Raw genomic sequence first — 10,580 nt, forward strand, 5'->3', positions numbered from 1 at the left:
CGGCGGTCGCGAGCGCCGGCCCGGCCCGCGACCGAGAGTCGGGTTACTCGTCGTCGCCGTCGTCGCCGGGCGACTCGATTTCGACTTCGACCGCGCCGTCGTCGTTCGCGTCGGTCTCCTCGTCGCTCGCCGAGACGGCCTCGTCGTCCGCGTCGGCAGTCTCGTCCGTCTCGTCGTCTGCCGTTTCCTCCTCGGGGTCGTGTTCGACGGTGACCGTGGCGTCCTCATCGTCCGCCTCGTCGGCCGCCGTCGCGCTCTCCGCCGGGTCGTCGGCGAGCGCGATGTCGGTGAAGGAGTCGCCGGACGACGAGCGGAGCCGAGAGACGGCGTAGGCGACGCCCACGAGGAGCAACGCGACGAGGAGCAGACGGCCCCACGAGCGGCCGCCCGAGGAGTCGTCGTCGACGGCCGCCTGTTCGGAGTCGGCGTCGAACTCCTCCAGTTCCACGTCGAATTCGTCTTGCGATTCCTCCACGGACCGGATGAAGTCGATGAGAGACATGTGAAGTGTACTGCGGCGAGGCCGCGGTCGGCGTCGTTCGCGGGGAACGAGCCTGTCCGCACGTACGCTTTTCGGGGACATAAGTCGTGCCCCAGAAGGGTTTTAGCCACCCCGGCGACCAACGGGAACCGTGTTCGACAGTTCCCGCTACGAGGTCCGACAGAAGGTGTCCATCAGCAACAAGTACGTCGTCTACGAAGGCGACGACCCCATCCTCTCGGCGAAGCAAAAGAAGTTCAAACTGAAAGAGGACTTCCGGCTGAACGACCACGACACCGGCGAAGAGCGGTTCCGCGTCAAGGCCGACAGCGTCCTCGACGTGTCGGCCGCCTACGACGTCGTCGACAGTCGGACCGGCGAGCGCGTCGGCGCGGTCAAACGCGGCGCGTTCTCGTTCGCCAGACACACCTACCAACTGCTCGGCCCCGACGGCTCCGTCGTGGGCCGAATCGTCGAGGACAACGTCCCGATGGCGGTCGCCAGACGGCTCGTCACGACGCTCATCCCGTTTTCTTACCGCATCGAAGACGCGACGGGGGAGCCGGTCGGCGCGGTAGACGGGCAGTTCGCGCTCCGGGACAAGTACACCGTCGACGTGGACCGCGACCGAATCGACCCGCGACTCGCCGTCGTCGGCGCGGTCGTCATAGACGCCATCGAAGAGAACTGACGGTCCGGTGAGGGCGACGGCGAGAGGGGCGAGGAGTCAGTCCTCGCGGCGGAGTCGCGCGACGACGAAGTCGCGCTCTAGCTCGCCGAGGAACTCGCCGAGTCGCGGTCCCTGTTCGGCGTCGAAAAACAGCCGGTAGCCGGCGGCGAAGAAGTCGCCCATCTCGATGTCGTGGCGGCGCGCCGTCTCGTAGATTTCGCCCTGAATCGCCTCGCCGTCGCGGCCCTCGGCGACGAACTCCGCGAGGTCGTCGAGGGCGGCCTCGACCGCGGGGTCGAAGTCGAACTCGGGGAGGTCGACCTGCAGGCGGTAGTTGTACTGGTTGTCCATCTTCTCGGCCCAGCGGCGGGCGCGTTCGACCCGGTCCAGCGCCTCCTCGACCACCTCGTCGGGGGTGTCCTCGTCGAAGAAGCCCTCGTTGCGGGCCATCTTGACGCGCAGGTCCTCGTCGTCGGTCATGCCGAGGACGGCCGCGAACGTGTACGGGAGTCGAACCCGGTCCTCGCGGACCTCGTCGACGACGAACGGGTAGGCGCGCTCGGCGAAGCGGGTCAGGCTCTCGTCGTCGACCTCGCCGAAGTAGGCGCGCTCGAAGCGGTCGAAGTCGTCCACGAGCTGGTCGAGTCGCGTGAGGTCGAGGTCGCGGGCCTTCCGCGGGTTGAGCGCGAAGAAGTACCGAAGCACCTCGGGTTCGAGCAGGTCGAGCATCTCCGAGACGGTGACGATGTTGCCGGCCGACGACGACAGCGCCTCGCCGTTGAGCGTGAACCACTCGTACACCATCGGTACCGGCGGCTCGATGCCGAGGACGTTCTCGGCGATATCCTTGCCGGAGGGCCACGAGCCCTCGGCGTGGTCCTTGCCGAACGGCTCGAAGTCGACGCCGAGGACCTGCCACTGGCCGGGCCACTCGAAGCGCCACGGGAGCTTACCCTCGCGGAACGTCGCGGTCCCCTCGTGGCCACAGCCGTCGATGGTGTTGTCGCCGACGGTCATGTCGGTACAGACGTAGTCGACGGTGCCGGCGTCGAGGTCGATGTCCGTGACCGTCTCCGTGATTTTGCCGCACTCGGCGCAGACGGGATTGAAGGCGACGTAGTCCTCGTCGACCTTCGACTGGTACTCGCCCAGCACCTCGCGGGCGGTGTCGGCGTGTTCGAGGACGTGTTCGACCACGGGGTCGAAGTCGCCGTTCTCGTACAGTTCGGTGTTGGAAATCATCTCCACCGGGACGCCGAGGCGGTCGGCGTCGGCCTTCAGGAGCGCCGCGAAGTGCGCCGCGTACGACTCGGCCCCGCCGAACGGGTCCGGAATCGACGTGTACGGCTTGCCGAGATTGCGGCCGAGCGCGCCGGCGTCGACCTCGCCGAGACCGACGATGTTGCCGTCGGCGTCCGCGAGCTTTCGCGGGAGCTTCCGGAGTGGGTCCTTGTCGTCGCTGGTGAACACCTGCCGGACCTCGTGGCCGCGCTCGCGGAGCACCTCGGCGACGAAGTAGCCGCGCATAATCTCGTTGAAGTTGCCGAGGTGGGCCACGCCCGAGGGGGAGACGCCGCCCTTGACGACGACCGGCTCGTCGGGGTCGCGGGCCTCGATTTCGTCGGCGACCTCGTCGGCCCAGAAGCCGTGGTGGGTGGCGTCCGCGTCGTCGGTGGCGTCCGCGTCGCCGTCAGTGTCGGTCGCGTCCGCGGCGGGGGCGTCGCCGCGGGAGGGGTCGTCGGTCGTCATCTCAGGGGGCCCAGTAGGTCGGTTCGTCGCCGCCCTCGGGGATGATGTCGGTGCCCGTGTGCTCGCCGCGGAGGACGGCGGGCGTGATGCGGTCGGGGTCCGTGCCGTCGAGGACGATAGTGCGCATCTTCGCGCGCTCGATGAGCTTCGCGGCGAGGAGGTCGACCGGGGCGGACGAACCGGCGTTCATCTCGATGTCGCCGATGACGTCGACGAGCTCCGCGGCGGTCATCTCCTCGAACTTCGTCGCGTCGGGGTCCGATTTCGGGTCGGTGCTGAACACGCCGTCGACGCTGGTCGCGTAGACGAGCAGGTCGGCGTCGACGTACTCGGCGAGCGCGGCCGCGACGGCGTCGGTGGTCTGGCCGGGCATGATGCCGCCCATCACCGAGATGTCGCCGCGTCGGATGGCGTCGCCGGCGTCCTCGTAGTCGTGGGCGACCTTGGGGTCGACCTGCGCGCCGAGCGCCGCGATGAGCAGGCGGGCGTTGATTCTGGTCACGTCGATACCGATCTGGTCGAGTTGGACCTCGTTCGCGCCGAGGTCGCGGGCCGCGCCGATGTAGTCGCGGGCGACGCCGCCGCCGCCGACGACCGCACCGATTTCGCACCCGTCCCGCGCGAGCGTTTCGACGACGGAGGCGTGACCCTCCACGCGTCGAGCGTCGAGGTCCGGCGCGAGCACGCTTCCGCCGATGGAGATGACGACTCTCATTGCACACCGGTATCCGCGACCGCATCTTAAGGGTTATCAACTGCGAGACGCCCGTGTCGAGGGCTTTAAACCACTCTCGCGGCGACTACGGCTATGCGACTCGTCACCGTGGAGACGGTCACGCTCGTCGTCGTCGGCTGGGTGCTCGCCCTCGGGGCGATTCTCGCCCGCCACCGACGCGGCGAGTTCGACCGCCGGACCGTCTTCAACTGGGTGCTCGTGGCCTGTTTCTCGGTCGGCTGGGCGCTCTGGCAGTTCGACACGTTGCCCGCGACGGCCGACACACCCGTCGGTGCGGCGGCCCCGTGGCTGGCGACGCTCCTCGGCCTCGTCGGCGCGGCCGTCGCCGTCCACCTCTACCGGACCCGCCCGCGCCCCGAGGCGCGGGACTCGGAGGCGACACCCGAGTCCGACGAGGCCGGCACGGAGCAGTCTTAAATCGGCGCGGGCCGTCCTTCGGGTATGCACGTCCTCGGAATCGTCGGCGCGGGCTCGACGACGCTCTGTGACCGACTCGCCGCGCAGTTGGACGGCCGCGTCGCCACCGTGGAATCGCTCCCCGAGAGCGCGACCGAACCGGAGTCGACAGACGGCGTCGCCGCCGCCTACGGCCTCTCGCCGGACGGTAACTGGGTCGGTACCGGCGACGACCGCGACCTCGATGGTCTCCTCGACGACCTCTCGGCTGAGTACGACTACGCGCTCCTCTCGGGGTTCCCCGACGCGCGCGTCCCGACGGTCGCGCTCGCCGGTGCCGACGCGGCGAACGTCGTCGCGGAGGCCGAAACGGCCGACTCCGCGGACGTGGCGTCCCTCGCCGCCGAGGTCGACGCGCACGAACCGCACGTCACGCTCGAAACGCTGGTCGAACGCGCGAAGGCCGACCCGCTCGAAGTGTACGCCGGCGCGATTGCGACGTTCACCGGGCGGGTGCGCGCGAAGGAGTCCGAGAGCGACGACCCGACGCTCAGCCTCGAATTCGAGAAGTACGACGGCGTCGCGGAGTCCAAGATGGCCGCGATAGCGGAGGAACTGGAGGCGCGCGACGGCGTCCTCCGCGTCCTCATGCACCACCGGGTCGGCGTCGTCGAAGACGGCGAGGACATCGTGTTCGTCGTCGTCCTCGCGGGCCACCGACGAGAGGCGTTCAGGACGGTCGAAGACGGAATCGACCGCCTGAAAGACGAGGTCCCGATATTCAAGAAGGAGATGACCACCGACGAGGAGTTCTGGGTCCACGACCGCTGAGGCGGTGCGTTATTCAGAACACGCGGATAGTCGCGACAGCGCGGAAATCGACCGATATTGCGGCACCGATTTCCGCAAAATGTGGCGTCAGACGGGGTAAAACGGGGCGTTTTTGCCCCAATAATTTCTAATTGATATTTTCAGAAACAATCCCTCAAAATCGGTTCTAAAAAATCTACGCCGATTTCAAAGATTCCTAAAACGAACCGTTTTGGTCGATTCAAGCTGAAAGCGGCCGAACTAATTCTAACGGACCTTCCTTTATAACAGGTAATGGGTCGTTAGGTGGAAGTGAGGTGTACCAGATGAGCGCAACAATACCCCCCTCCACCGACAGTAGCTCCAAGGAAGACCGCCTCAAGCAGTACCTGCTTGACCGTGCGAAAGACGGCGAGATGTACTTCAAGAGCAAATTCATCGCCGACGACGTCGGCCTGTCTCCCAAGGAAATCGGCGCCCTGATGGTCAAGCTCCGAAACTCCGCGACGGAGTTGACCATCGAGAAGTGGTCGTACACGAGCGCGACCACGTGGCGCGTCGAGACCGCCTGAACGCACGCACCGCCCGCTCCGACCGACGCCAGCGTCAGGACGACGCGTACCGCCCGGTCCCCGAACGAACTGAACGAACGAACTGAACGCGACTCCGCGACAGCCCGCGGGAGCCCCGCCGAGCGCACCCGGACCCCACGCCGGGACGCGACTCGACCGCCCGATAACCCCGCTCGGTTCGTGACGCCGACGAACCGACCCCCCGCGGCGCGGAGGACCGAACTCCCCGCACGCCCCGCCGGAACGGCCTCCACCACACATCCCCGGTGACGGCCCACCCGTTCCGCGGCGACGCCCTCACGGTTTCGTGGCGCTTCGCTTTTTGACTTCGGTACAGACGCCCGAGCGACCGCCTCCCGCGCCACCGTCGCCGGCCGGTTCGGGTCCCGACCTAGGCTTGCGTGCCGCGCAAAGTGTAATTCGGACACGGCTCGACCTAGTCATATTTGTCCCCGATTTTCCAGAAGTTGTCCACCCCGTCTAACCGAGGTCTTTGCCGCTATCGAGCGGTCGTTAAGGACACCCGTTGCGGTAACCTCCCCTCACCGTCTGTCGATTTCAATTAATAACGCCTCGAGCGCTAGAACTGCGTGTCAGAACGGATTTGCCGCTTTCAGATATCCGAATCAGTTAGAAGTCCGTGGCGCTTGCCTGATATGCGTCCACTTCTACGTCGTCAGGGAGTTCTCTCATATACGGCTCCATCAGTTGCGCGACAGATGCGGGAACTGCATATTTGCTCCGGTGATTGACCAGCATCCCACCATCTGTGTCCTTTGTCCCGTCGGTCATCGAGTTGAGAATCTTTGTCGGTGCCCGCATATCGAGTACGTCTCCGATGTCAGAAGAAGTCGGGGCTGAGTCCCAGTTGACCTCGTCATCACCGCTTGCGGGTACGTTATCATCGCTATCCGAATACTCAGTCAGATTGCGGACGCACCTGTATATTCGCCGCTTCTTTTTCGTGTCCGACTCGATCTTGAAGAGGTATTTTTCAAACGTCTCCCGAACTCGTGCAAGTTCTTTCTCTTCCTCATCTTCAGCCTCCTCGGTACCCGGGAAACGACGTAGGAATATTGGCCGGGAGATTGCGTCGTACACCAAGACTTCGATGGCTACATCCTGTAGATAGTCGAGTGGGTCGCCTCCATACACTCCTTCAACATAGCTGTTGTCTCGACTCTCGTTGTACCGCTCCGCGAGGTCGCGTGCAAAAGACAGCAACTCCTCATCTGCCTTTTTTCGTTCCCCTGCCAGTAGCATCGAACGGAACTCGGCAAGCCGCTTAGTCGATTTGTCACTCCGAAGAATCATATCCGCGATTGCCATCGCGTTGTTGCGGCCATCGTCTGACATCTCGAATACCTTGTTCTCGCGTTCTGCGATGGAGAATCCCAACCAAAGGTCGTCGGCCTCGTTGTCGCTGATTATATCTCGGAGTGACTGTGGCGAGTCAAATGCGTCGAGTGACCCGTTTTGTCCAACCCCATCCAGCGAACCGCTGTATATCGTATTCAGATATACGTCGCCGTAAAGGAACGAGAGATGGAACGAAATCGACGCATCACTATCCGGTGAGACAGGAACCTCAAATTCCAGTTTGAGATTGTCGGCGTCGAGACTGATATTCCGTAGATCTTCGGTGAACTCTGTTGGAAGTTCTTCTTCAAACTGTTCTATCAGTCTGCGACTCGTTCCCTGCTGTGGGTCTTCTTCCCATCGAGCCGGTGTTCGTTTCTCATTGAAAAGGATGCCAATATGGAAGTGAATATCATCAACACCGACTTGATTCAGTAGTTCGGTTAGAGTATACGAGTCCGCTGGGATTCCGTACTCTCGTTCAACTTCGCCGGAAACCGTGGAAACCTCCTTGGACTTTGTCAGCTCACGAACTAACGCCTTTGGTTTCCTCATCAGCGAGGGCCTCGCGGTCGTCCCACCGCTGACCACGCTTGTTCGATGTTCCCCGAATACGAGTATACCTTCGTCCTCAAAAAATAACGTCGCGTCTGAGTTCGCCTGTTTGTTGTTCTTACCGAGGTTCAGCGTAACAGAGTCTAAATTAGATAACCTGTCTACTTCATCATCAGTAAGCGTTTCGCGGGTGTAATCGAGCGATTTCCAGCAGAGTTCCGGCTCGAGGAGATACTGGGTTAGGTTCCCGAGGTTTCGATCTACGTCAAGACGGTGAGATCCTTCCTCAGCGGCAATTACCTTCTCGAAGAACTTCCCTTTAATCGCATCAAACGACCGAGTGAAGTACTCTGCAACTGTGAACAGACCTCCATAGACGGCAGGAAGTGTGTCTCCGGGGTTTTCCTCTGCAAGTTGGCGTGCCCGTTGAACACCACCGACGCTCTGGTTCGTTAATTTATCTCCCCCATCTTCGTCGTCGGATTGTTTCTCGTGTTCTTGAAACGTAGCCAGCGGAAGCTTTCGGACAGTAGTGTTCACTGTTTGCTTGAGAATCACCTCCGCTTCATTCAACTCACTATCATTATGGATAGAAATTATTTTACGGTTAAAATGGTTCATGATTGGGAACAACGACACAGACAGTATAAATGTGGTTGGCTCAATCTCCGCCTCGCGTCTGTTCCAACCGAGAGATAAGTTCGTCTAAATCGTCCTCCTCGATTTCTTTGGCGACCTCCGTCGTGTGAGGACTTTCGAGAAGAGTTGCAAAGGCAACTCTGGTCTTGTCTCTAATTCGTGCAACAGCGTTGTTAACCGTACCACGAGCCACACCCCGTTCCTCGGCGATCTCCTTGTGGCTCATTTCCGGATGTTCGATTAAATACCGAACAACTTCGAGTTCTGTTTCGCTAAAAGACGGTTCTACATCCGCTTTCTTTGGCACAGATGAACGATGGTAGATACAGCCGATAATTATGTGTGTTGCATATTATGCAACACATTTAACCGAGTCTGAACTGTACGAATTACCGAGATCCGAAGATGACCGATGAAATCGAGTCCTACGGAGAGTTTCAAATAGAACTCTCGGAGTTACTGCAGAGGGCAAAAAAAACCGGGCTTGACAACGCCATGCTTGCCGGTATTCTATTGGATTACCGTGACTATCTCAAGATGAAAGGGAACACTCCCGAAGTTCCAGCAGGTATTAAACGATGACACAGGAAGGTATTAGCAATGACTGAGGAGGCCCCAGGTATGGGAATTGGTTCTCTATACACTCAATACGGGGACGTTGAGATGAGGAAAGAGGGCAACCGAGTGTTCCCAGATTTTTGCTTCGAGGATAATCCGGGTATGGGCGAGTCGCCGGGTGAAATCGGATACCTTCTTGGAGAAGTCCCCAAAGGCGAAGGTGTCGAGTACGCATTTGAGGGAGAGCCGGAAGAGTACCCTGAAATGGATTTTCGAGACCTCGCCAACAGCCTAGGCGATGGAAGAAACATCCCCAACACGACTTATCTCACACACGCTATCCACAAGCACCCCGCCATCTTTATTCCCCATATCCCAAGCTATATTATTCGCCGATTTACAACGGAAAAGAACGAGGATGGAGAAAGGCCACTTGTCCTCGACCCGTTCTCTGGGAGTGGTACTACCGGACTCGAAGCGAAAATCAACGGAAGAGACTACTTAGGAATCGAAATTAATCCGCTCTCCCGATTGGTCTCCGAGGTTTCTACCTCACCCATTCCGCCCAGTTGTTTGGAAGCCGCAGAAGAAGAATACCTTAGACTTCTCGACCAGACCGAAGAACGGGTCTACGAGGAGTACGATGCGGAGTTCCTTGACAGAACAAACAAGGAACATTGGTTCGAGCCCGTCGCAATCCGCGACCTCTCTCGAATCAGGAAAGCCCTCGCCGACTTCATAGGGGGAGCTTTCGAGCCACTCTCCAACATTGGCGAGGATGAACAGGCGGCACTTGCTGACCTTGAGATGGGTACCGACGAGGTCAAAACCCGTCTCAATCGCTGGCTGACGCTGATGATTGCGAATACGGTCTTCGAGGTGTCTAATGCTGACCCCGGTATCTCCAAAGCCTATAGGTCGAAGAAGATGCGGCGGAAAATCGAGGAAGGTGACCATCCACCGGATGTTCTTGACACGCACGCACAACAACTGAAAGAGGCACGGGGTAAACTCGTTGAGTTGTGGAACGATATATACGACACCAACTACAGCGGCGGAACCGTCCAGCAGACCATTCAAACGTTTGGAAACGAAGGGGAAGCAGAGAACGTAGCGAACAATGCCGCTCACAAGGCCAACGTTGATATCAGGTTGAGTGACGCTCGAACCTTCGATATCCCTGAGTATCGGGAGAAGGTAGACCTCGCAATCACATCGCCTCCGTACATCAACGCGATGAATTATTACAGGGGGTCGAAACTCCGGCTCTTCTGGATATATGATTTCCTCGAAGAAGACGAAAAATTCGACGCGAAAGAACTCCGTCAGTCCATCATCGGGACTAACTCTGTGTCGATGAGCAAGGTGGACAGAGAACTCCCCGCCGCGATTCGTGACATCTGGTGCGGAACAGACGAGGAATACGAACACACTCGATTGCCCCATCTGGACGCTGATATCGAGGCGATTCACCACCTTGACCACAACGAGGCCGAGCGCAAGGCGTATGTGACGTGGAAGTTCTTCGGTGACGGGATGCTCAAGAACTTAGCCCGTGTCTATGAACACCTGAAACCGGGTGGCTACTACTTCTTCGTCATCGGCGAGAACACGATTGGCGAACGACTCATTCACAGCCACAAGTACGTTGCCGACATCGCACAGAACCTCGGTAAGTTCGAGGGACACGGCGGAGACTTTGAAGCGGACGAGGGATTCCGGCTCATCGGTTCTGCGTGGGACAGTATCACCAACCGTGACCTGTTCAAAGGCAGAAAACATAACGGGGGCGTTATCGAGTGCGAGTGGGCCACAATCCTCCAAAAGCCGAGAGAATAAAACACCTGCACTAGATTATTTTCAGAATCGGTTCATCGATTCGTGTGATGGCGGCGTTTGAGTCCCATCTGTAACTCTCCGGGCACGCTTGTGAACTACCCTACCCTACTCACTCGCCGCTGACGCGGCTCGTTCCTTGAGGGTAGGGCTTCCTGCTTCCACGACGCGCTTTGCAGGAACTGTGGTGGTTCCCGTAGGGAGCGCAGTCTCCACAGG

11 protein-coding genes are annotated in these 10,580 nt (G+C 60.1%); 6 read left to right on the top strand and 5 right to left on the bottom strand.

Features of this window, described 5'->3' with window-relative positions; all coding sequences use genetic code 11:
• Positions 1–43 precede the first annotated feature (43 nt).
• Entirely contained in the window at positions 44–502 is a 459-nt protein-coding gene (locus ACFQI8_RS16375; RefSeq protein ID WP_390246639.1) for a hypothetical protein, read from the bottom strand.
• A 130-nt stretch (positions 503–632) separates the two neighbouring features.
• Between ACFQI8_RS16375 and ACFQI8_RS16380 the strand changes: the two genes are divergently transcribed.
• Positions 633–1,172: an LURP-one-related family protein gene (locus ACFQI8_RS16380; RefSeq protein ID WP_390246641.1), complete on the top strand. Its 540-nt coding sequence runs from the start codon at positions 633–635 to the stop codon at positions 1,170–1,172.
• 36 nt (positions 1,173–1,208) lie between these two features.
• Here the strand turns inward: ACFQI8_RS16380 and lysS are convergent, their stop codons facing one another.
• Positions 1,209–2,900 carry a lysine--tRNA ligase gene (lysS, locus tag ACFQI8_RS16385; protein ID WP_390246643.1) on the bottom strand — a complete coding sequence of 564 codons (1,692 nt, stop codon included), beginning with the start codon at positions 2,898–2,900 and terminating at the stop codon, positions 1,209–1,211.
• A 1-nt stretch (position 2,901) separates the two neighbouring features.
• Positions 2,902–3,615: a UMP kinase gene (gene pyrH, locus ACFQI8_RS16390; protein ID WP_390246645.1), complete on the bottom strand. Its 714-nt coding sequence runs from the start codon at positions 3,613–3,615 to the stop codon at positions 2,902–2,904.
• 93 nt (positions 3,616–3,708) lie between these two features.
• Between pyrH and ACFQI8_RS16395 the strand changes: the two genes are divergently transcribed.
• From ACFQI8_RS16395 to ACFQI8_RS16405, 3 genes are all read left to right on the top strand, one after another.
• Positions 3,709–4,053 (top strand): hypothetical protein, encoded by a 345-nt coding sequence (locus ACFQI8_RS16395; protein WP_390246647.1) that lies wholly within the window; start codon positions 3,709–3,711, stop codon positions 4,051–4,053.
• Between the two features lie 24 nt (positions 4,054–4,077).
• On the top strand, positions 4,078–4,863 hold the full coding sequence (locus ACFQI8_RS16400) for a molybdopterin synthase (protein WP_390246649.1): 786 nt from the start codon (positions 4,078–4,080) through the stop codon (positions 4,861–4,863).
• Positions 4,864–5,168: 305 nt separating this feature from the next.
• Positions 5,169–5,414, top strand: a complete 246-nt coding sequence (locus tag ACFQI8_RS16405; RefSeq protein WP_390246651.1) for a DUF7123 family protein — start codon at positions 5,169–5,171, stop codon at positions 5,412–5,414.
• 630 nt (positions 5,415–6,044) lie between these two features.
• On the opposite strand, the gene ACFQI8_RS16410 is transcribed toward ACFQI8_RS16405, so the two are convergent.
• Positions 6,045–7,949 carry a hypothetical protein gene (locus tag ACFQI8_RS16410; protein ID WP_390246653.1) on the bottom strand — a complete coding sequence of 635 codons (1,905 nt, stop codon included), beginning with the start codon at positions 7,947–7,949 and terminating at the stop codon, positions 6,045–6,047.
• A 40-nt stretch (positions 7,950–7,989) separates the two neighbouring features.
• On the bottom strand, positions 7,990–8,274 hold the full coding sequence (locus ACFQI8_RS16415; RefSeq protein ID WP_390246655.1) for a helix-turn-helix transcriptional regulator: 285 nt from the start codon (positions 8,272–8,274) through the stop codon (positions 7,990–7,992).
• Positions 8,275–8,372: 98 nt separating this feature from the next.
• On the opposite strand from ACFQI8_RS16415, the gene ACFQI8_RS16420 reads away from it, so the two are divergent.
• Both ACFQI8_RS16420 and ACFQI8_RS16425 read left to right on the top strand, forming a co-directional pair.
• The gene (locus tag ACFQI8_RS16420; protein WP_390246657.1) at positions 8,373–8,549 is read left to right on the top strand and encodes a hypothetical protein; all 177 of its coding nucleotides are present in this window, start codon (positions 8,373–8,375) and stop codon (positions 8,547–8,549) included.
• A gap of 18 nt (positions 8,550–8,567) precedes the next feature.
• A complete protein-coding gene (locus ACFQI8_RS16425; protein WP_390246659.1) occupies positions 8,568–10,364 on the top strand; it encodes a DNA methyltransferase in 1,797 nt (598 codons plus the stop codon).
• Positions 10,365–10,580 lie beyond the last annotated feature (216 nt).

The organism is Haloferax chudinovii (genome assembly GCF_042663345.1).
GTDB classification, from domain to species: Archaea; Halobacteriota; Halobacteria; order Halobacteriales; family Haloferacaceae; genus Haloferax; species Haloferax chudinovii.